Source organism: Pseudomonas sp. SWRI154 (assembly GCF_014268645.1).
GTDB classification, from domain to species: Bacteria; Pseudomonadota; Gammaproteobacteria; order Pseudomonadales; family Pseudomonadaceae; genus Aquipseudomonas; species Aquipseudomonas marvdashtae.
In genome coordinates, this window is the sequence record NZ_JABWQW010000030.1 from 16842 (window position 1) to 37516 (window position 20675).

The window sequence follows — 20675 nt, forward strand, 5'->3', positions numbered from 1 at the left end:
ATGTTACAGGCTCTGGCGCTCGAAATAGCCAATGGCAGGTAAAGCCAGCGCTTGCCAGGCGGTTGCCCGCTGCGTTTGCGAAGCGTTGAGCCAGAAGCCGTCCTGGCAGACCAACTGCTCAATGGGCGCTTGCAGTAAAACGTCCAGCGAGAAAGCCTGCACCGAGCCCGGGTCCTCAGCGTCTTGCGCTTCCCATTCCCGCTCGAAACAGCGTATGCGCAGCTGACTTTCATCGAAACCCTCGAACAACGGTCGATTGCCCAGCCATTGCGGATGAACCCGCAACGTGCGGTCCTGAACATCAAGCAGCAGCAGTTGCCAACCCCGGTAGCTTCCACACTGTTCTGTCACGTCGGTTGCCATGCGGGTCAGGGCCAGATAACGCCCATCTTCCGACCAGATCATCGAGGGCGCCAGGTCAACCAGCGCGCAACCTGACGCCGTCAGCAGATGCCCTCCAAGACGGGGCGTACCGGCACGCACCCAACTGTCGGCGTATTCCGTCTCGCTGCCAAACAGCCAGGCGGCATCCTGATGATTTGGAGCGGGCTGAATGAAGTCGCCGTCGGCGATGGCCGCTTGTGGGCGATCGACCAGTCGCCAGGGGGCGACGACACTCAATTGGGAATCTTTCGGCTGCAACTGCATCGTGTCGTAAAAAAGCCGGGTTCGCTCGTCAGGGCGAAAGAAAGACGAGTCGTTGCCGACCGCTGGCGCGGCGACGCTGAAGCGCTGCAACGGGGTGGTTTCCACATCGTTATCAAGACGACCTGCGATCACCGCCAGACTCAACCGTCCATCACGAAAATCGAGTATTCGCTCTACCCACATCGCGGGTCCCTGCAGTAGACGTTGACCCTGCACGTCCGCGACCACGCCGTGGGTGGCGATCTTCGACGAGTCTTCAAAAGGCAGCAGCGCCAGATAGCGCCCGCAATCAGAGACCCGGTGATCCAGGAACCAGCTCCCCGGCAACGTCCATTCTCCGATCTGGCAGCGATAACCTCCCAGTCCTTCGCGATTGTCACAAAGCCAGGTCAGGCGAGCCCTTGCTCCGTCCTGCAAAGGTTGCGTCTCGATGGACGAGTCGCCTCGCCGCCCCTGGCTGTCCAACGGCATCACAATGGCCATGCGGCTCAGTTTGAATTCGCCGACCTGCACCCGACCTTGGGCGTCATGACCGGTCTGGGTCTCGGTATCGCTGTGGATACTGTCCAGGCGATAGCCATACCGGCCGGAACCCGGGCGCGGATAGTCGAGGTACGCGCCGATACGCACATGGCTTGCATCGAGGCTCAACACGTCATGCCAGTAGAAAGAAGGCTCGGCGGCGGCGCTTACCCAAGGCGAGGGCAGGGCGCGCCAGCCGCTGTCCAGTTGCCATAGCCAGTACTGGTCGCCATCCGCATCGTTGGTCTGCTCGCGGGCCAGGCACACCAAGGTGCGGTGATCGGTGCCCCATACCAACGGCGCATCGGCGGCCATCGCCAGCCCGGACGATTGCCCATTGACGCTGACGGCATAGCGCGGCGCATACAACGGCTCCAGCGGTTGATCCAGGTCGCGAAAAGTCGAGGGCAATAACAGGCGGCCCTCCAGGCATTGACGTCCATCGGCAGACGGTCGCGCGAAGCTGTGCGCAACATTGTCTGGATGCCAGCCAGGCTCCAGCCAAAGGTCCGCGACGGCAATCAGGTCGGTGACTTCGGCGGTTTGTAGCAGCTCATCCAGCCGGGCCTGACGGACGCTGTTGTCCACCAGTGGGCTATGGCGGCCGCTCAACTGGTCAAGGTCCATGGCGTCCAGCTCCCAGAACTCGCTGTCGGCACAGCGGTATACCTTGCGTTGCTGGCGGTCGAGGACCACCAGTCCCCATTCCTGTCGGGACGGCACGGGCGCTGCAAAGTAACGACCGTCATTGGAAAACACCGCCGAAGCACCGAGTCCTTGCAAGAGCACGCCATCGGGAAACAGATAGTCGCAACAGACAGGGCCGCCCATGGCGATTTCGCCGTGGTTGAACACCCGGATCGGCTCGCCCTCGGGCGTCAGATGCGGCTCGTTTCCACCCCAGGCACTCGGGCCATTCCTGAGCGCCGACGCCGGCGCCAATCCGAGACGTCGCTCCCAGCTACTGACGCAAGCGAGCCCGACAACGATGCCGACAATCGCCGCCAAAATCCCCCACCACTCAGGCAACGCCCGACCCAGGCTGAAACCCAGGCCAAACACTGCCCCGACTGTCAGCCGGGCAACGCCTCGTCCCACCGCTGAAAAACCTAGTCGCGCGGCGAGTCCCATCATCAATCCGAGGAACACCACCGTCAGCAAAGCCAGCGGGGGCGGCAGTATTGTGACAAAAAAGGCTGGCACCACCAGGATGCTGAGTTGCCAGAAAAGTTCGAGGAAGAGTCGGGACAGGCTGGGGCTGGCGATGATGGGCGTCTCGATGGGGGGCGGGAATCTTCGATTGTAAGTGAGGGGAAGCAAAAAAAACGATGGCGTGGCCTGGATTTTCCACGCCCTGGAACGACAAAAGCCGCGCAATGCGCGGCTTTCAAGATGGTGGGCCCACACGGACTTGAACCGTGGACCAAAGGATTATGAGTCCTCTGCTCTAACCAACTGAGCTATAGGCCCTCAGTAGGCCGCGGATTATAGCGACGGTTTCTCGGCTGTGCTATCCGAAAAATCCGATACGGTCACATGCAGAAACGTCGCGGCGAATTCTTCGGCGCACAGGGGCAGGCTGACGATGTAGCCCTGGATCTGCTCGCAGCCCTCCTCTGCGAGGAATTGCTGTTGGGCCAAGGTTTCGACGCCTTCGGCGATGATGGTGAATTGCATGCTCCGGCCCAGGGCGATGATTGCTCGCACGATGGCCGCATCGTGCGGGTCGTCGGGCAGGCCGCGGACGAACGACTGGTCGATCTTGAGAATGTCCAGCGGCAGGCGCTTGAGGTAGCTGAGGGAGGAATAACCCGTGCCGAAGTCGTCGATGGCCAGTTGGACGCCCAGTTTTTTCAGTTGGTGCAGCACCGCCAGGGCTTCCTCGGCCTGGCTCATGATGAAGTTTTCGGTAATCTCCAGTTGCAATAAGCCAGGCTCAAGATGGTTTTCCCGCAATAGCTGCTCGATGCGACCCAGCAGATTGGGTTGGCGCAGTTGGACTCCCGCCAAATTCACGGAAAGCGGGCCGAGGCTATCGTGGTTGCTGTTCCACTCATGAAGTTGCCGGCAGGCGGTTTCGAGCACCCAGTCGCCGATCTGCAGGATCATGCCGTTTTCTTCGGCCAGGGGAATGAAATGCTCTGGCGGTACGTCGCCAAATGTTGGATGTGTCCAGCGAATAAGCGCTTCGGCGCCCACCAGCCGGTTGTCGATGAGGCTGATTTTCGGCTGGAAAGACAATGACAACTCGTTGCGCTCTATCGCCCGTCGTAGTTCATGTTCCAACGCCACGCGCTCACTGGCTTGGGCGGTGAGGTCGCGGGTGTAGCTTTCCACCCGGTTGCGGCCCTTGGCCTTGGATCGGTACATCGCCGCGTCGGCATTCTTGACCAGCGTGGCGACGTCGCAGCCGTCCTGCGGATACAGGCTGGTGCCTATGCTGGCGCTGATGAAGAACTCGTGCTCGCCGGCCTGGAACGGCGCGCCAAAACAGCTAAGGAGTTTCTGGGCGATATGCTCGGCATCGCTGGGCTGTTGCAGGCCGGGCAGCAGGATGATGAATTCATCGCCACCCAGGCGCGCCACGGTGTCGATATCCCGTAGCTGCTCGCGCAGGCGCACGGCAATACCCTTGAGCAGCAGGTCGCCGACCGGGTGTCCGAGACTGTCGTTGATGTGCTTGAAACGATCCAGGTCGAGGAACAATACCGCGCCCTGGCCGCCGTTCTCCTGCTGGTTGTTGAGCGCTGTCAGCAAACGGTTTTCGAACAGGGTGCGATTCGGCAGGCCGGTAAGCGGGTCGTGATGCGCTTGGTAATCGAGCCGCGCCTGGGCGTGTTTGAGACTGGAGATGTCGGCGAAAACCGCGACGAAGTGGGTGATGTGTTGTTCCTGGTTGCGCACGGCGCTGATGGTCAGCCAGCTGGGGTATAGCTCGCCGTTCTTGCGTCGGTTGGAGATTTCTCCCTGCCAGTGGCCCTCGGCCGTCAGTTGGTGCCACATCGCGGCGTAAAACGCGCTGTCATGCAGGCCGGACGCCAGCAAACGAGGCGTATGGCCCAGGGCTTCGGTTTCGCTATAGCCGGTGATTTCGGTGAAGGCTCGGTTCACTGCGCTGATGTGCTGTTGGGTGTCGGTGATCAGTACGCCCTCGGCGGTGCTCTCGAACACCGTGGCGGCCTGTTGCAGTTTTTCCTGCATGAAATGGCGTTCGGTGATATCTCGGGCGATGGTCAGCATGCAGTCTTCGTTGCCGATGGGCAGGGGGCGGCTGGACACTTCGCAGAGCCGGATCTGCCCGTCGTTGCGGCGGATATGGCAGCTGAAATCCCTCACGAAACCGTCTCGCTGCAGCAGGTCGAGCATCTGTTTGCGTTCGTTGAGATTGACCCAGATGCCCAGGTCGAGAGTGGAGCGGTCGACCGACAATGCGCTGTTGAAGCCGGTAATCCGACTGAAGCCTTCGTTGACTTCAATCAACAGCCCGTCGCTCTGGCGGGACAGCAACAGGCCATCGGGCGAAGCATGGAAAGCCTTGGCGAACTTCTCTTCTGAGGTTTGCAGCTGCTGCTGGGTTTCCTTGAGCTGGCTGATGTCTCGCACGACCACGACCAGGGCGGGCGTCGTGTCGAGGTCGAAGGGTTCGGCGGAAATCAGTCCGGTGAAGACTTGGCCATTATTGCGCCGGAAGGGCATTTCAAGGTTGCGAATGCTCCCGGCCTGCAAGCGCAGCAGCAGACCAGGGCCAACGCCCTGTATGCCCCAGATGTCCAGGTTGGTGGCGCTTTTGCCCACGACTTGCGCGGCACTCAGGCCGATCTGTTCTTCAAAGGCTTTGTTGACTTCCAGCAGGCAGCCGTCATGCAGCCGTGCAATCACCAGGATGTCCGGGCATTGGCGAAACACCGAGGCGAACTTCTGCTCGGAAAGGCGCAGCGCTTCCTCGGTGTGCTTGGCTTCGCTGATGTCGATCATCAATCCGCGCATCAACGGCTCGTGGCCATGCCTGATCAGGCTGACGATGTCCCGTACCCACAAGCAGCGACCGTCAGCGGTGATCACCCGATAATCGATGCAATGGTCGCGACCGGCGAGCACTTCGTGATCGCAATAAGTCTGGGCGCGGATGAGATCGGCCGGATGAATGATGTTGCGCCAGAAGCCCGGAATGAGCCAATGGGCGAGGGGATAGCCGAGCAGTGCTTCGGCGTGGGGCGACACATAGCTGTAGGTAAAGTCGCTGACCCTGGCTTCCCAAGCAATAGCCGAAAGGCTCTCGACCAATCCGCGATAATGGTATTCGCTGCTGCGCAGCTCTTGTTCGAGATCGACGCGTCGGGCTATTTCCGAGCTAAGGCGGCGATTGATGCGAATCACCACGGCCAGAATACCGACCAGGAGCAGTAGTCCTGGCAGGCCGTAGACCAGCAGGTCCGACCAGAACCGCCGATAATCGCGGACGTTGCCGATCCATTTTTCCTGGATCTCGGCGATTTCGACCGGCGTCATATCCGCCATGACCTTGTCCAGGATGCCCACCAGTATCTTGTTTTCCTGCGGGACGGCCATCGCCAGTTGATAACGATAAGGCGTTTCCCCGCTAACGTAGAGCCCGTCGAGCTTGAGCTGGCGCAGGCTCCAGACACTGGATGCCAAGTCGCCCACCACGGCGTCCACTTCGTCGGTCGCCAGCGCCTGCAAGGCCGAGCTGACGTTGGGCAGCGCGACCAGGTTCAGATCGGGATGATGGTTGCGCAACAGTTCGTGGGGTGCATAGTTTTCCACCACGGCGATTTTCAATCCATAAAGATCCTCCAGCCTGCGCGGTTGGGCGCCGCCGTGATGGGCGAGAATGACAATCGGAAAGTCAAGGTAAGGGCGCGTGAAGGCCAGGTAGTTCTGGCGTTCGGGGGTGGACATGATGCCCGGCAGAAGGTCGATCTTGCCCTGGGCGACCTGTTCCAGCACCACGGTCCAACTGACAGGTTCGATGGGCGTGAGGGTAACTGCCAGCCGCTCGCGAATGATGTCGACGTAATCGGCGGCCAAGCCTTGGTAGCGGCCCTGGTCGTCACGAAATTCGAACGGCGGCCACGAAGCATCAACGCCCAGGCGCAGGTCGGGGTGGTCCTTGAGCCAGCGGCGCTCTTCATCGGTGAGCGTCAACGCGCCGGCCGTTGCGGTCCAGGTCATCAGTGACAGCAAAAGCGCGGCCGTCAGTCTGGGCATCTACGGTCTCGTCATGGCTTGGGGAGGATGTTTCGAGTGTAGACGGGCAATAGGGAGGGGGTGGCAACGAAGGACGTTTTATCTGCACATAACAAAACCCCCGGCAGGGCCGGGGGTTTGAAGGTCACTCGTCGAGGAACGAACGCAAATGTTCACTTCGCGTCGGGTGGCGCAGTTTGCGCAACGCCTTGGCTTCGATCTGACGAATCCGCTCACGCGTCACGTCGAACTGCTTACCGACTTCCTCAAGGGTGTGGTCGGTATTCATGTCGATGCCGAAGCGCATGCGCAGTACCTTGGCTTCACGTGCTGTGAGGCCGGAGAGTACTTCGCGAGTCGCTTCCTTGAGGCTCTCAACGGTGGCGACATCGATCGGCGACTGCATGGTGGAGTCTTCGATGAAGTCACCCAGATGGGAGTCTTCGTCATCACCGATCGGGGTTTCCATGGAGATCGGCTCTTTGGCGATCTTCAATACCTTGCGGATCTTGTCCTCAGGCATTTCCATGCGTTCGCCCAGCTCTTCCGGGGTCGGTTCGCGACCCATTTCCTGCAACATCTGCCGGGAAATGCGGTTGAGCTTGTTGATGGTCTCGATCATGTGCACCGGGATACGGATGGTGCGGGCCTGGTCGGCGATCGAGCGAGTGATCGCCTGACGGATCCACCAGGTGGCATAGGTCGAGAACTTGTAGCCGCGACGGTATTCGAACTTGTCCACCGCTTTCATCAGGCCAATGTTGCCTTCCTGGATCAGATCGAGGAATTGCAGGCCGCGGTTGGTGTACTTCTTGGCGATGGAGATCACCAGACGCAAGTTCGCTTCGACCATCTCTTTCTTCGCGCGGCGGGCCTTGGCCTCGCCGATCGACATGCGACGGTTGATGTCCTTGATCTCGGCGATGCTCAGGCCGGTCTCGGCCTCCAGTGCGCTCAATTTCTGCTGGCAACGGATGATGTCCGGCTGCAGGCGAGCAATGGCTTCGGCGTATTTGCTCTTGCCTTTGGCCAGTGCGTCGGTCCAGCTTTCGTCGACTTCATGACCTGGAAACTGGCGCAGGAAGTCGGCACGCGGCATACGGGCATCACGAACGCAAAGCTGCATGATCGCGCGCTCTTGCTGACGCAAGCGATCCAAGGCACTGCGAACGCGCTCGACCAGGCCTTCGAACTGCTTGGGCACCAGCTTGATCGGCATGAACAGCTCGGCCAGCGCCAACAGCTCGGCGATTGCCTGCTTGTTGGAGCGGCCATGCTTTTTCAGCGCCTTGCGGGTGATTTCCATCTGGTCGGCCACGGCGCCGAAACGCTGGGCAGCGATGACCGGATCCGGACCGCTTTCGGCTTCTTCTTCGTCGTCGCTGGCTTCGGCGTCGTCGTCATCGGTCTCGTCGTCGGCCTTGACGGCTTTCGGGTCAATCGGTGGCGGAACCTCGGCGGCAGGTGGCGCGATGCCGTCGTCCGGGTCGATATAGCCGCTCAGAACGTCGGACAGGCGCCCACCTTCGGTGGTGACGCGGGTGTACTCGGAGAGAATATGGTCGACCGTGCCAGGGAAGTGCGCGATTGCGCCCATCACTTCACGGATGCCTTCTTCAATACGCTTGGCGATTTCGATTTCGCCTTCACGCGTGAGGAGCTCTACCGTACCCATTTCGCGCATATACATGCGCACGGGGTCCGTGGTGCGACCAATGTCGGTCTCGACCGCTGCCAACGCTGCGGCCGCTTCTTCAGCGGCCGCCTCGTCGGTATCGGCGTCGGCCAGCATAAGGGCATCCTTATCTGGAGCAACCTCGAATACGTTGATCCCCATGTCATTGATCATGCGGATGATGTCTTCCACCTGTTCCGGATCTGAAATATCCTCCGGCAGGTGGTCGTTGACCTCCGCGTAAGTCAGGTAGCCCTGCTCACGACCCAATAGGATCAACTCTTTGATACGAGACTGCTGTTGCGCTTTTCCGGACATAACACCCTATCCACTGAAGGTCTTGGCGGGCAAAAAACAAGCCGAGGATTATACCTGAGCTGTGACCTCACGCGCCAGTTGAGGTCGGGTTTGATGCGCAAACATTGCGGCTGAGTAAATCACGCAATTGATTTTTCTCTTCGCTGGTCAGCTCGCTTTGGCGAGCCTTGCGCAGAAGTTGTTCCAGGTTTCGCTCGCGTTGGCGGGCGGACAAGCTAGTAATGGTGTCGAAAAACTGTTGTTCAAGGTTCTCTCCGTCTATAAGCCATTCCTTCTCGGCCAGCGCCTTCAACAGGCGCCCCTGCTCGGTGCCATGCCACCGTGCGATCAACTGGAATGAGTTTAGCTTGGGGTTCTTCTGCACGGCTTCAAGGAGTGCGATCAGCAATTGTGTGTTGCTGTGGTCCTCGGCGGCGAAGTGCCCGGCGTCCTCGACTTTTTCGGCCAGTTGCGGGTGGTGGAGCAAAGTGCGCAAGGCGGCCAGTGTTGGTGGTTCGACGGCGGCCGGCACGCGCGGGGCACGTGGCTGGTCGCGATCGCCGCGCTTGCCGTTCTTGTCCCAGGGTTTCTTGTCCCATTTCTTGCCGCCGCTGCCGGGTTTCTTGGGTGTCCATTCCTGTGCAGGTGCGTAGTCCTGCTGAGGTTGATGATAGTCGGCGAAGTCTGGCATCGCGTCGTAATCGACGCCCGGATCGTAGGCAGGCGGCGCCTCTTGGGGGGCGTTGTGGACCAACTGGTTCATCGCTTCGCTGTTGAGGCCGGTGATTTCGGTCAGCCGCTGACGCATCAGCGTTCGAAGGTTGGCGCCGGGGACTTTGTCGATCAGCGGCGCCGCCAGGGTGGCCATGTGGGCCTTGCCTTCTAGCGAGCGTGGGTCGGCTTCCTCGGTCAACTGCTGGAAAAAGTAATCGGCGAGCGGTTGCGCATGTTGGTTGATCCGCGCCCGGAACGCATCGGTGCCTTCGGAGCGCACCAGGGTGTCCGGGTCTTCGCCCTCGGGTAGGAACAAGAAGCGCGCGCGTCGTCCGTCCTGCAGGCAAGGTAGCGTCGCTTCCAGTGCGCGCCAGGCGGCATTGCGGCCGGCTTGATCGCCATCGAAACAGAACAGCACGCTGGGCACGACCCGAAACAGGCGCTTCATGTGCTCTTCGCTGGTGGCCGTGCCCAGGGTCGCCACAGCGTTGCGCAGGCCTTGCTGGGCCAGGGCGATGACGTCCATGTAGCCCTCGACGACGATGATCTCGTCGAGGTTGCGGTTGTTCTTGCGTGCCTCGTAGAGGCCGTAGAGTTCCTGGCCTTTATGAAAAACCGGGGTTTCCGGGGAGTTCAGGTACTTGGGCTTGTCGTCGCCCAGAACCCGGCCACCAAAGGCGATGATTCGTCCACGTGAATCGCGGATCGGGAACATCACTCGGTCACGGAAGCGGTCGTAGCGCTTGCCGGTCTCGGCGTTTTCAATCAGCAGGCCGGCGTCGATCATGGCGCGCTGTTGCAAGGTGTCGCTGCTTAAATGTTTGTAGAGATTGTCCCAGCCGGGCGGGGCGAAGCCGAGGCCGAAGTCCCGGGCGATCTCGCCGGTCAGGCCACGGCCCTTGAGATAATCCACCGCCGCCTTGCGGGCCGGATGGCTTTTGAGTGCCTGACGGTAAAAATCGGCTGCCGCCGTCAGTAGCGGGTAGAGCGGTGAATCGGTGGGTTGGCGCGGCTTGTGCTGTCGACCGCTTTCCTCGCGGGGAATCTCCATGCCGGCGGCTTTGGCCAGTTCTTCGACAGCCTGGGGAAAGTCCAGGTTGTCGTGGTCCATGATGAAGCCGAGGGCGTTGCCGCCAGCGCCACAGCCAAAGCAGTAATAGAACTGTTTGTCCGGGCTGACGCTGAAGGACGGGGTTTTTTCTTTGTGAAACGGGCAGCAGGCTGTGTAGTTCTTGCCTGCTTTTTTCATTTGCAGGCGAGAACTGACCACATCGACGATGTCGGTGCGGTTCAGGAGGTCGTCAATAAAGCTCTGGGGAATTAGCCCGGCCATGGCGTTCTCATCATCACTGCGCGAAATAGGGTCCGAAATCAGCAGGGCGTCATCGGTTCCTGGGTCTGAGGCACGATAAAGCGTTGGCTCGACCGGGTCGTCTGCATCATTGCTGTCGGGAAGTGTATCTGCCGATTATCCACTGACGTTAATGGCTATCAGTATTCGACCATGTGAATGTGTTGCGCTGAGTCCGGTAACGGCCGGTCTGGCCTCGGATAGCTCATCAAGCGGGCACGCAAGCAGGTGCCTTGGGCTGATCGTCGTTAGAGGAATCAGGGTGTGCTCGTCAGTAGCCTTGGAAGGCTCGTCAGAAAAGACGTGCACCGCTGGCAAAAGAGCCAGGTCTGACGCGGTGAAGCGGGTTGTCTAGGTCGCGTCTGCGGCTTTGACGAGTAAAGCATCAAGCGGTTTCCGCAAATGCCATAAGCCCGGCTTGAGGGCCGGGCTAGGCAGAAGCTTGCTACGGACGTCTGTGTATTAGTACAGGCGTACGGCGCGGCGCTGTTCGCGCTGAACTTTCTTGGCGTGACGCTTAACAGCGGCTGCTGCTTTGCGCTTACGCTCAGAAGTCGGCTTCTCGTAGAATTCGCGGCTACGAACTTCAGCCAGAACACCGGCTTTTTCGCAGGAGCGCTTGAAACGACGCAGAGCTACGTCGAAGGGTTCGTTCTCTTTTACTTTGACGGCTGGCATCCAGAGCTACCTTCATTCATTACCGGGGTCAACATCCTCGCGGCAAAAGAGCACTTGAAGACGTCGGTTTTTAAGGGTTGCGGATGTTAACCCCTCATCGCTCGGAATGCAAAGCCTCTGATCGAAAACCGCTGGTCGGGGCACAACGCGGCGACTATTATGCGCGCCTTCGAATTCAGCCTCTACAAGGCGCAAACCCATGCTAGTACTGGGATTAGAAACTTCCTGCGACGAAACCGGCGTCGCACTGTACGACAGTGAGCGCGGCCTGCTGGCCGATGCGCTGTTCAGCCAGATCGACTTGCATCGAGCCTACGGTGGCGTGGTGCCTGAGCTTGCCTCCCGCGACCACGTCAAGCGCATGCTGCCCTTGATCCGCCAGGTCTTGGCCGAGGCGGACTGCGTGCCGACGGAGATCGACGCCATTGCGTATACCGCCGGCCCCGGCCTGGTCGGCGCGCTGCTGGTTGGCGCGTCCTGCGCCCAGGCGCTGGCGTTTGCCTGGGGCGTTCCGGCGCTGGGTGTACATCACATGGAAGGTCATTTGCTGGCGCCGATGCTGGAGCCTCAACCGCCGGAGTTTCCGTTCGTCGCTTTGTTGGTGTCAGGCGGTCATACGCAGCTGGTCCGTGTGGATGGCATCGGCCAATACGCGCTCATGGGCGAATCGCTCGACGATGCCGCCGGTGAAGCTTTCGACAAGACTGCGAAAATGATGGGCCTCAATTATCCTGGTGGACCGGAAATCGCACGACTGGCAACCCAAGGGCTGGAAGGACGTTTCGTATTTCCCCGTCCGATGTGTGATCGACCTGGCCTGGACCTCAGCTTCAGCGGCCTGAAAACCTTCGCGCTCAACACATGGCAGCAGTGCGTCAATGCCGGGGACGACAGTGAGCAAGCCCGTTGCGACATCTCCCTGGCGTTCCAGCAGGCCGTGGTAGAGACTTTGACCATCAAGTGCAAGCGCGCCTTGAAACAGGCCGGGCTCAAGCGACTGGTGATCGCCGGCGGTGTGAGTGCGAACAAGGCTTTGCGGATATCCCTGGAAAAAATGCTCGGTGACATGAAGGGCGACGTTTACTACGCCCGGCCGGAGTTCTGCACGGATAACGGCGCGATGATCGCCTTTGCCGGTTGCCAGCGGCTGCAGGCGGGCCAACATGAAAGCTTGGCGATCAGTGTGCAGGCACGTTGGCCCATGGAGCAGTTGTCACCGCTGTGAGGCATTGTTTAGAAATGCCGTTCGCGCCCGGCGAACAGGTCGCGTAGATTGCTCCGGTGACGCCAGACGATCAGCGCAACCAACGCTGTCATCGGCAGCAAGGCCGCCGGTTCCTGCCAAGCCAGCAGCGGCAGGGTCAATGGCGTTGCGATCAGCGCGGCCAGGGAGCTGGTGCGGGTCAGATAGAAGGTCAGCAGCCAGGTGAGAACGGCAAGCAGTGCGGCGGGGGGATACAGGCCCAGCAGCATGCCGGCAGCGGTGGCGACGCCCTTGCCGCCGCGAAAGCGAAAGTACAGTGGAAACAGATGGCCAATGACCGCGCAGACGCCGACCCAGGCCTGCTGCTGCAACGAAAGTCCTGCAAGGCTGGCGACCAGTACCGGGAACAAGCCTTTGCAGAGATCGCCCAGCAGGGTCAGGACGGCGAGTTTACGTCCGGCCAGGCGCAGCATGTTGGTGGCGCCGGCATTGCCTGAGCCACTCATTCGCGGATCCGGACGACCGGTCAGGCGGCTGAGCAAAATGGCGAAGGACAGTGAGCCGAGCAGGTAGGCGAGGATCGCCAGTAACCAAAACATGCTAACCATTCCGGGCGAGGACGCCCTGATTCTAACGGGGCAATGCGCCCTTGTCGTGCTGCGGAGAAAAGTGCTTGGACAGAGTGTTTATCGAAGGCCTGGAAGTCGACACGGTTATCGGTGCCTACGACTGGGAGCGAGGCATCCGACAGTGTTTGCGGCTTGACCTGAGCTTCGCCTGGGACAACCGCCCGGCTGCCGCGGGCGACGACCTGACCCTGGCGCTCGACTATGCCAGCGTGTCTTCGCGCATCCAGGCGTTTGCCGAGCAGGCGCAGTTCCAATTGGTCGAGACTTTTGCCGAACGACTGGCCCAGGCGCTCATGGAGGAGTTCAAGATCACCTGGCTACGCTTGAAAGTGACCAAGCCAGGCGCCGTACCGGCCGCCAGCGGCGTTGGCGTGGAGATCGAGCGCGGATGTCGCTGACTCAGGTTTTTCTCGGGCTCGGCAGCAACATCGAGCGCGAAACCCATTTGTACGCGGGACTTGAAGCGCTGGCCGGTTTTCTGGTGGATATGCGCTGTTCGGCTGTATTCGAGAGCCAGCCCGTGGGAATCAAGAGCGGGCCATTCTTTAATTTTGTCGTCTCGGCCTTCACGGATCTGCCGCTGATGGAACTGGACCGTCGTCTCAAGTTCATCGAGGCCGACAATGGTCGCTACGCGCCGGACCGCAAGGGGCTGCCACTGGATATCGACGTGTTGCTGTACGGTGAACAGGTTGGCAACTTCGATGGGCTGATTCTGCCACGTGCCGAAATTCTCAAGAACGCTTTTGTCCTATGGCCTTTGTCGTTGATCGCACCAGATCGGATTCATCCTGGCGTAGGGAAAAGCTTTGCCACCCTGTGGGATGAATCGCAGATTGACCAAGTGCTTGCGCCGGTGGCTTTCGAATGGCGAGGCCAACAGCTTACTCCGGGGCATCTGCTGTGAGGCGCCGGCCGTCATCCCGAGCGAGCTGACCCGAAAAACCCGTCAGCTCCCTGCTTCCTTGTAGATCTTCAGCGCCCTCAGGCGCTCCCGCTTGATCGCCTCGCCCAACTGCGGCCCCTTGAAGCCTTTCTCCAGCAGTGGCTGCACTGCCACGCCTCGAGCCGCCGACGCTGCACCTCGCAAATAATCCGCCTGTGGGTAACTTCGATCCTCCAAGCCTTTGCGCCCACGAGCATCCATCTCGCAAGCCGCAATGAATTCCTCGAAGCGCTGAGGCCGGCGGTACACATCAAAATTTTGCAGCAGCTCAAGCAGCGTAGACGCCTTCAGCTCGAGCGCGCGATGGCCATGGGTGTGATATTGGCCCACCAGCAATGCCAGTTCCTGACAGTCGCGAGGTGCCTTGAAGCGCTCGTTGACGGCTTTGATCAACTTCAGGCCCTTGTGCTCATGAGCAATGTGGCGTGGCCATTCATGCTCCGGAGTCAGGCCTTTACCCAGGTCGTGCAGCAGGCAAGCCCAGCGCACAGTCAGCGGCTGTTGATGCAAGGCTGATTGTTCCAGCACGCTCAGCGTGTGAGCGCCGGTATCGATTTCCGGATGGTGAGCTTCAGGTTGTGGCACGCCGAACAGTGCGTCGACCTCGGGCATCAAGATGCTGAGAGCGTTGCAGTCGCGCAAGACCTTAATGAAAACTTGTGGTTGATTTTCCATCAGCGCACGGGAAATTTCTTTCCAGCTGCGTTCTGCCGTCAACGCCTCTAGTTCGCCGGAATCACTGAGCTGACGCATCAGTTCAAGTGTCTCGTTCGCCACCTTGAAACCCAGCGAGGCATAACGCGCAGCGAAGCGGGCAACGCGCAGCACTCGGAGGGGATCCTCTGCGAACGCGGGGGAAACGTGGCGCAGCAGGCGTGCTTCGAGGTCGCGTTGGCCGTGGTAGGGATCGGTGAGGTTGCCCTGATCGTCTTCGGCCATCGCGTTGATCGTCAGGTCCCTGCGGATCAGGTCTTCTTCAAGCGTCACTTCAGGGCTGGCATGGAACACGAAGCCACCGTAGCCCCTGCCACTTTTGCGCTCCGTGCGGGCGAGGGCATATTCCTCGCCAGTCTTCGGGTCGAGGAATACCGGGAAATCAGCCCCTACAGGGCGAAACCCCCTGGCAAGCATTTCCTCGGCGGTAGCGCCCACCACGACCCGGTCGATATCGGTGACGGGAATGCCCAGCAGGCGATCGCGAACAGCGCCGCCGACTTTGTAGATCTGCATAAAAAACCTCCGTTGAGCCGACAGGATAAACCTTTACGTCGGCCGTTCGGAGGCGAAAGCGGAGTTCAAAGATGAATAACGGCCAAGTCCAGGCGCCCATAATCTCCTTCTGCTTGTTCGTTTCGTGGAGGGACATGGTGGATTTTCATCACTTGATCGCCCTGTAGGGTTTCCAGATGAATGTCGAATCCCCAAAGGCGATGCAGGTGCTTGAGTACCTCGTCAGTCGATTCACCCAAGGGTTTACGGTTGTGCTGCTGATGACGCAACGTGAGGGACCGATCCCCGCGACGGTCGATGCTATAGATCTGCACGTTGGGCTCGCGGTTGCCCAGATTGTATTGCGCCGCCAAGGTTTCTCGGATGGTGCGATACCCGCCCTCATCATGGATGGCGGGCACCAGCAGGTCGTCCTTCTGGTCATCGTCCAGGATGCTGAACAGCTTGAGGTCACGGATTACCTTGGGTGAAAGATACTGCAGGATGAAACTCTCGTCCTTGAAGCTGCTCATGGCGAACTTGATGGTAGACAACCAATCCGAGCCGGCGATTTCCGGGAACCAGTGACGATCCTCGTCGGTTGGGTTTTCGCACATGCGCCGGATATCGCGGTACATGGCAAAGCCCAGCGCGTAAGGATTGATGCCGCTGTAATACGGACTGTCGAAGCCAGGCTGGAACACCACGCTGGTATGGGACGTGAGGAACTCCATCATGAAGCCATCGGTGACCAGGCCCTCGTCGTAGAGGTCGTTCATCAATGTGTAGTGCCAGAACGTCGCCCATCCCTCGTTCATGACCTGGGTTTGGCGTTGCGGATAGAAATACTGGGCGATCTTGCGCACGATGCGCACGATTTCCCTCTGCCAGGGTTCCAGCAGCGGCGCGTGTTTTTCAATGAAGTACAGGATGTTTTCCTGGGGCTCGGCCGGGAAGCGCGCGTTGTCTTTCTCGCTGTACTTGTCGGCGCCTTTGGGAATGGTCCGCCATAGGTCATTGATCTGTTTTTGCAGATGCTCCTCACGGTCCTTCTGGCGGCGACGTTCTTCCTCGGCGGAAATCGGATATGGCCGCTTGTAGCGGTCCACCCCGTAATTCATCAGGGCATGACAGGAATCCAGCAGGTCTTCCACCGCATCGATCCCGTGGCGCTCTTCGCATTGCATGATGTACTGCTTGGCGAACACCAGGTAATCGATGATCGAACTGGCATCGGTCCAGGTGCGGAACAGGTAGTTGCCCTTGAAGAAGCTGTTGTGGCCATAGCACGCGTGAGCCACCACCAGCGCCTGCATGCAGATGGTATTTTCCTCCATCAGGTACGCGATGCATGGGTCGGAATTGATCACGATTTCATAGGCCAGCCCCATCTGGCCGCGACTGTAGGATTTCTCTGTGCTGAGAAAATGCTTGCCGTAGGACCAGTGGTGGTAACCCAGTGGCATCCCGACGGATGCGTAGGCATCCATCATTTGCTCGGCGGTGATCACTTCGATCTGGTTTGGGTAGGTGTCCAACGCATAGCGGTCCGCGATACGGCTGATTTCGCGGTCGTAGGCCTGGATCAGCTCGAATGTCCACTCGGAGCCGGTGGAGATAGGCTGGCGCTTCTGCTCTTTTTTGGCGGTCATGTCACTAACCTGCGCTGGAAGAGTTCACGGAAGACCGGGTAGATATCCCCGGCCGAGACCAGTTGCTGTTGGGCAAACGTATCGGAAAAAGCTTCGGCGATGCGTTCGTATTCGTACCACAGGGCCTGATGTTCGCGTGGGGTAATCTCCACGTAGGTGTAGTACTGGACGAACGGCATGATCTGGTTGATGAGAATGTCCCGGCAGATAGGCGAGTCATCGTTCCAGTTGTCACCGTCGGACGCCTGTGCCGCGTAGATGTTCCACTCGTTGGCCGGGTAGCGTTCAGCCATGATTTCCTGCATCAGCTTCAAAGCGCTGGAAACGATAGTGCCGCCGGTTTCCCTGGAATAGAAGAATTCTTCTTCGTCGACTTCCCGGGCACTGGTGTGATGGCGGATGAACACCACGTCGATCTTGTCGTAATTTCTTTTCAGGAACAGGTACAACAAGATGAAGAACCGCTTGGCGATGTCCTTGGTGGCCTGGGTCATGGAACCGGACACATCCATCAGGCAGAACATTACCGCCTTGGAGCTGGGATTCGGTTGTTTTACCAGCAGGTTGTATTTGAGGTCGAAGGTATCGAGGAACGGTACGCGATGGATGCGGGCGCTGAGTTTCTCGATTTCCGCTTCCAGGTTCTGAATGTCGCCGAAGTTGTCGGGTTCTTCTCTTTTAAGGCGAGCCAATTCTTCCTTGGCCTCGCGCAGTTTTGCCCGGCTGCTGCCCGACAGTGCGATGCGTCGGGCATGAGCTGAGCGAAGGGTGCGGATTATATTGATACGCGATGGATTGCCTTCGTTGCTGATACCGGCACGCACCGTCTTGAAGGTGTCGGTGCCGGTCAGGTTGCGCTTGACCAGGTTCGGCAGCTCCAGATCCTCGAACATGAACTCAAGGAATTCCTCCTGGGTGATCTGGAACACGAACTCGTCCATGCCTTCGCCAGAGTTGCCAGCCTTGCCAGGCCCCTTGCCACCGCCTCCACCGGGTGGCCGAGGGATGTGCTCGCCACTGGTGAATTCCTTGTTTCCCGGATGCACGACAGTCTGCTTGCCACCGCGACCATGGTGAAGCACCGGCTCGTCGATGTCGCGGCCGGGGATGCTGATTTGTTCGCCGTGTTCCATGTCCGTGATGGAGCGCCGGCTGACCGCCTCTTCGACGGCTTTCTTGATGTGGTCACGGTAGCGCCGCAGGAACCGCTGGCGGTTTACCGTGCTCTTGTTCTTGCCATTCAGGCGTCGGTCGATCACATAGCTCATGGGTGGCCCTCCGGGCAGCTTCAAGTTGTGAGCTACAAGCTGCAAGTAGAAGCCACCCGATACCCGGGCGTACGCGCTTTCTCTTGCAGCTTGTAGCTTGTAGCTTGCAACTGCGTTACTGCGACTTCCGGACCCGCAGGTACCACTCGGAGAGCAGCCGTACCTGTTTGTCGGTGTAGCCACGTTCGACCATGCGCGTGACGAAGTCGTTGTGCTTTTGCTGGTCCTCCTTGCTGGCCTTGGCGTTGAAACTGATAACAGGCAGCAGGTCTTCGGTGTTGGAGAACATTTTCTTCTCGATGACCACCCGCAGTTTCTCGTAGCTGAGCCACGTCGGGTTCTTGCCGTTGTTGTTGGCCCGGGCACGCAGCACGAAGTTGACGATCTCGTTGCGGAAATCCTTCGGATTGCTGATGCCAGCCGGTTTCTCGATCTTTTCCAGTTCCTCGTTAAGAGCCACGCGGTTGAGGATCTCGCCGGTTTCCGGATCGCGGTATTCCTGGTCCTGGATCCAGAAGTCTGCGTACAGCACATAACGGTCGAAAATGTTCTGACCGTATTCGCTGTAGGACTCCAGGTAGGCAGTCTGGATTTCCTTGCCGATGAACTCGATGTAGCGGGGCGCCAGGTACTCCTTGAGGAAACGCAGGTAGCGCTCGCGGGTTTCCGCCTGGAACTGTTCCTGCTCGATCTGCTGTTCGAGCACGTACAACAAGTGGACCGGGTTGGCGGCGATTTCATGGGGATCGAAGTTGAAGACCTTGGACAGGATCTTGAACGCAAAACGCGTCGACAGCCCATTCATCCCTTCGTCCACCCCGGCGTTGTCGCGGTACTCCTGGATCGACTTGGCCTTTGGATCGGTGTCCTTGAGGTTCTCGCCGTCGTACACGCGCATTTTGGAATAGATGTTGGAGTTTTCCGGCTCCTTGAGGCGCGACAATACGGTGAACTGGGCAAGCATTTTCAGCGTGTCGGGCGCGCAATGGGCCTTGGACAGCGAGCTGTTGAACAGCAGCTTGTCGTAGATCTTCACCTCATCGGACACTCGCAGGCAGTACGGCACCTTGACGATGTAGATCCGATCGATGAAGGCCTCGTTGTTCTTGTTGTTGCGGAACGTATGCCATTCCGACTCGTTGGAGTGAGCCAACAGGATGCCGGTGAACGGGATAGCCCCCAGGCCTTCTGTACTGTTGTAGTTGCCTTCCTGGGTAGCGGTGAGCAGTGGGTGCAGCACCTTGATAGGCGCCTTGAACATTTCGACGAATTCCATCAGGCCCTGGTTGGCCCTGCACAGCGCGCCGGAATAGCTATAGGCGTCGGCGTCGTTCTGCGGGAATTCCTCGAGCTTGCGAATATCGACTTTACCCACCAGGGCCGAAATGTCCTGGTTGTTTTCATCCCCGGGTTCGGTCTTGGCTACCGCGATCTGGTTGAGGATCGACGGATAGAGCTTGACCACGCGGAACTGGCTGATGTCACCGCCGAATTCGGCCAAGCGCTTGGTGGCCCATGGCGACATGATGGTATTGAGGTAACGGCGAGGAATGCCGAAGTCCTCTTCGAGAATCGCGCCGTCCTCGGTGGCGTTGAACAGCCCCAGTGGGGATTCGAAGACTGGCGAGCCCTTGATCGCGTAGAAGGGCACCTTTTCGATCAGTTGCTTGAGTTTTTCGGCCAGGGACGATTTGCCGCCGCCCACCGGGCCGAGCAGGTAAAGGATTTGTTTCTTCTCTTCCAGACCTTGGGCGGCATGGCGGAAATAGGACACGATCTGTTCGATGCATTCTTCCATCCCATGGAAGTCCGCAAAAGCCGGGTAGCGGCGGATCACTTTGTTGGAAAAAATCCGCGAGAGCCTCGAGTTGGTCGAGGTATCCAGCAGCTCCGGTTCTCCGATGGCCAGCAACAGACGCTCCGCGGCCGATGCGTAGGCACTGCGGTCCTGCTTGCAGAGTTCGAGGTATTCCTGCAGCGAGTACTCCTCCTGCCGCGTGGACTCGAAACGTTGCTGGAAGTGGCTAAAAATACTCATGACGTCACCTCGCTCGATACGTGGAGCCGGTGTCGGATCAATCAGTCGATGCTGGACAGCCGCTGGGAACCCAGCTGCCGTTTACCCCCCAGAATGCTTTCAAGAATGTACGTTCCTGAAAGCTGACTCCCGATGACCCGCGCGCCGGTGTACCGGCTCTCCCCTGTTTTGGATGGCCTGAGGCTAAGGATAGTTCGGAATCGGAGAGGTAAAGGTTGAATACGTAATTAGTTGTGGCAGACCGTTCGTCTGCCATCGCCCAAGCCCGCGGTTCTCGTGGGCTTGGGTGTCATAAAAAATTATTCGTGAGTGCCTTGCGCTGTTTCGTCAGGATAAGTCGCGCGCCACAGCTCAAAACCGCCGTCCAGGCTGTAGACATCGCTGAAGCCCTGGCTGACCAGATAACCCGCTGCGCTCTGGCTGGAGTTGCCGTGGTAGCAAACCACAACGGTAGGCGCATCAAGGTCGGCGTCGCGAATGAAATCGGCAATGGAATGATTATCCAGATGCTTGGAGCCACTGATATGCAAGGCGGCAAAAGTTGCTGGGTCGCGCACATCGACGACGACAGCACCCTTCTCGCGCAGGGCCTGTGCTTGTTCGGGAGGGATACGTTTGAAATCGGTCATACAGGAC

Annotated in this window: 14 protein-coding genes and 1 tRNA gene; 3 read left to right on the forward strand and 12 right to left on the reverse strand. The window is 59.2% G+C overall.

From position 1 onward, the window contains the following. Positions 1-3: 3 nt before the first annotated feature. The 6 genes from HU806_RS21870 to rpsU all read right to left on the reverse strand — a co-directional run bounded on the left by HU806_RS21870 (position 4) and on the right by rpsU (position 11093). Positions 4-2451 (reverse strand): hypothetical protein, encoded by a 2448-nt coding sequence (locus HU806_RS21870; RefSeq protein WP_527251164.1) that lies wholly within the window; start codon positions 2449-2451, stop codon positions 4-6. 112 nt (positions 2452-2563) lie between these two features. Next, positions 2564-2640, reverse strand: a tRNA-Ile gene (locus HU806_RS21875). 15 nt (positions 2641-2655) lie between these two features. Continuing rightward, positions 2656-6399: a bifunctional diguanylate cyclase/phosphodiesterase gene (locus HU806_RS21880; protein WP_186614286.1), complete on the reverse strand. Its 3744-nt coding sequence runs from the start codon at positions 6397-6399 to the stop codon at positions 2656-2658. A 124-nt stretch (positions 6400-6523) separates the two neighbouring features. After that, positions 6524-8371, reverse strand: a complete 1848-nt coding sequence (rpoD, locus tag HU806_RS21885; protein WP_186614288.1) for an RNA polymerase sigma factor RpoD — start codon at positions 8369-8371, stop codon at positions 6524-6526. A 67-nt stretch (positions 8372-8438) separates the two neighbouring features. Continuing rightward, on the reverse strand, positions 8439-10397 hold the full coding sequence (gene dnaG / locus HU806_RS21890) for a DNA primase (protein WP_186614290.1): 1959 nt from the start codon (positions 10395-10397) through the stop codon (positions 8439-8441). 480 nt (positions 10398-10877) lie between these two features. After that, positions 10878-11093, reverse strand: a complete 216-nt coding sequence (rpsU, locus tag HU806_RS21895; RefSeq protein WP_002551877.1) for a 30S ribosomal protein S21 — start codon at positions 11091-11093, stop codon at positions 10878-10880. A gap of 199 nt (positions 11094-11292) precedes the next feature. On the opposite strand from rpsU, the gene tsaD reads away from it, so the two are divergent. After that, positions 11293-12318: a tRNA (adenosine(37)-N6)-threonylcarbamoyltransferase complex transferase subunit TsaD gene (tsaD, locus tag HU806_RS21900; protein WP_186614291.1), complete on the forward strand. Its 1026-nt coding sequence runs from the start codon at positions 11293-11295 to the stop codon at positions 12316-12318. Positions 12319-12326: 8 nt separating this feature from the next. Here tsaD and plsY read toward each other — a convergent pair whose 3' ends face one another. Further along, positions 12327-12896, reverse strand: a complete 570-nt coding sequence (plsY, locus tag HU806_RS21905; protein WP_186614293.1) for a glycerol-3-phosphate 1-O-acyltransferase PlsY — start codon at positions 12894-12896, stop codon at positions 12327-12329. A 74-nt stretch (positions 12897-12970) separates the two neighbouring features. Here plsY and folB point away from each other — a divergent pair, with 74 nt between their 5' ends. Continuing rightward, positions 12971-13324, forward strand: a complete 354-nt coding sequence (folB, locus tag HU806_RS21910; protein WP_186614295.1) for a dihydroneopterin aldolase — start codon at positions 12971-12973, stop codon at positions 13322-13324. After that, positions 13315-13833, forward strand: a complete 519-nt coding sequence (gene folK, locus HU806_RS21915) for a 2-amino-4-hydroxy-6-hydroxymethyldihydropteridine diphosphokinase (protein WP_186614297.1) — start codon at positions 13315-13317, stop codon at positions 13831-13833. The genes folB and folK overlap by 10 nt, the downstream gene beginning before the upstream one ends. A 42-nt stretch (positions 13834-13875) precedes the next feature. On the opposite strand, the gene HU806_RS21920 is transcribed toward folK, so the two are convergent. The 5 genes from HU806_RS21920 to glpE form a co-directional block, all read right to left on the reverse strand. Then, positions 13876-15102, reverse strand: coding sequence for a multifunctional CCA addition/repair protein (locus HU806_RS21920; protein WP_186614299.1), 1227 nt, complete (start codon positions 15100-15102; stop codon positions 13876-13878). A 65-nt stretch (positions 15103-15167) separates the two neighbouring features. After that, positions 15168-16733 (reverse strand): SpoVR family protein, encoded by a 1566-nt coding sequence (locus HU806_RS21925; RefSeq protein WP_186614301.1) that lies wholly within the window; start codon positions 16731-16733, stop codon positions 15168-15170. Continuing rightward, entirely contained in the window at positions 16730-18001 is a 1272-nt protein-coding gene (locus tag HU806_RS21930) for a YeaH/YhbH family protein (protein WP_186614303.1), read from the reverse strand. The genes HU806_RS21925 and HU806_RS21930 overlap by 4 nt, the downstream gene beginning before the upstream one ends. A gap of 115 nt (positions 18002-18116) precedes the next feature. Beyond that, positions 18117-20039, reverse strand: coding sequence for a PrkA family serine protein kinase (locus HU806_RS21935; protein WP_186614307.1), 1923 nt, complete (start codon positions 20037-20039; stop codon positions 18117-18119). 299 nt (positions 20040-20338) lie between these two features. Continuing rightward, positions 20339-20668 carry a thiosulfate sulfurtransferase GlpE gene (gene glpE, locus HU806_RS21940; RefSeq protein WP_186614309.1) on the reverse strand — a complete coding sequence of 110 codons (330 nt, stop codon included), beginning with the start codon at positions 20666-20668 and terminating at the stop codon, positions 20339-20341. Positions 20669-20675 lie beyond the last annotated feature (7 nt).

Excerpts from the sequence above, each read along its gene's own strand:
- folK (WP_186614297.1), top strand. The coding sequence starts at position 13,315 with ATGTCGCTGACTCAGGTTTTTCTCGGGCTCGGCAGCAACATCGAGCGC.
- glpE (WP_186614309.1), bottom strand. The coding sequence starts at position 20,668 with ATGACCGATTTCAAACGTATCCCTCCCGAACAAGCACAGGCCCTGCGC.
- HU806_RS21935 (WP_186614307.1), bottom strand. The coding sequence starts at position 20,039 with ATGAGTATTTTTAGCCACTTCCAGCAACGTTTCGAGTCCACGCGGCAG.
- HU806_RS21930 (WP_186614303.1), bottom strand. The coding sequence starts at position 18,001 with ATGAGCTATGTGATCGACCGACGCCTGAATGGCAAGAACAAGAGCACG.
- tsaD (WP_186614291.1), top strand. The coding sequence starts at position 11,293 with ATGCTAGTACTGGGATTAGAAACTTCCTGCGACGAAACCGGCGTCGCA.
- HU806_RS21920 (WP_186614299.1), bottom strand. The coding sequence starts at position 15,102 with ATGCAGATCTACAAAGTCGGCGGCGCTGTTCGCGATCGCCTGCTGGGC.
- rpsU (WP_002551877.1), bottom strand. The coding sequence starts at position 11,093 with ATGCCAGCCGTCAAAGTAAAAGAGAACGAACCCTTCGACGTAGCTCTG.
- HU806_RS21880 (WP_186614286.1), bottom strand. The coding sequence starts at position 6,399 with ATGCCCAGACTGACGGCCGCGCTTTTGCTGTCACTGATGACCTGGACC.
- plsY (WP_186614293.1), bottom strand. The coding sequence starts at position 12,896 with ATGTTTTGGTTACTGGCGATCCTCGCCTACCTGCTCGGCTCACTGTCC.
- dnaG (WP_186614290.1), bottom strand. The coding sequence starts at position 10,397 with ATGGCCGGGCTAATTCCCCAGAGCTTTATTGACGACCTCCTGAACCGC.
- rpoD (WP_186614288.1), bottom strand. The coding sequence starts at position 8,371 with ATGTCCGGAAAAGCGCAACAGCAGTCTCGTATCAAAGAGTTGATCCTA.
- HU806_RS21925 (WP_186614301.1), bottom strand. The coding sequence starts at position 16,733 with ATGACCGCCAAAAAAGAGCAGAAGCGCCAGCCTATCTCCACCGGCTCC.